Genomic DNA, 563 nt, shown 5'->3' with positions numbered 1-563 from the left:
CTGCAAAATGCGTGGTCACTGTTACAGCTGCTTAATATTACAAAGGGTGCTTTCGAGTACCCTTGATAATATTCAGGAGGGTTTATGACGCCTATTTTAGAAATCGGTGAGATGGTTATCTCTACTGATAAAAATGATTACTTATTTAGACCATCGTTCATCAATATGACAAGAATCGGTGAGCCTAAACAGATTGTGAAAGCCTACGGTCAATTAAATGGCGCTGAGGTGCAAGAGTTAATTGCACGCGCCGTAATGAGCTACAGGGTTATTCCTGAGTGGCTAATTAAAGCGATTAGCAAGCCAACATATGGGCGTAATATCCTACAAACGGCAATGATAGTGATGCAGGCGTGTTGTGATGATGATTGTTCGGAAATCATTGGAGAATGGAAATCAGGTAAACGCGGTATCGTCTATAAAAACGGCAAGATGCCAATCGCTGACATTATCGTCATTGCTCGAGAATTATTCACTCACGGAATTATCGGTAAAGCGAAGATCCGCAAACTTCAACGCAATGAAGGCAAAAACGAATTCTCAGATGAGTTTATGGCAATTGA

General features: G+C 41.0%; 1 protein-coding gene. It reads left to right on the top strand.

All coding sequences use genetic code 11. The annotated features are described in order from the left end of the window. Nucleotides 1–84: 84 nt before the first annotated feature. A partial coding sequence (locus HMPREF3129_RS10570; RefSeq protein WP_070487030.1) for a DUF6246 family protein occupies nucleotides 85–563 on the top strand: 479 nt, incomplete at its 3' end.

Source organism: Proteus sp. HMSC14B05, assembly GCF_001808035.1.
Taxonomy (GTDB): Bacteria; Pseudomonadota; Gammaproteobacteria; order Enterobacterales; family Enterobacteriaceae; genus Proteus; species Proteus mirabilis.
Note: the sequence above shows the minus strand (reverse complement) of the source record. Positions and strands in the feature narration are given on the sequence as shown.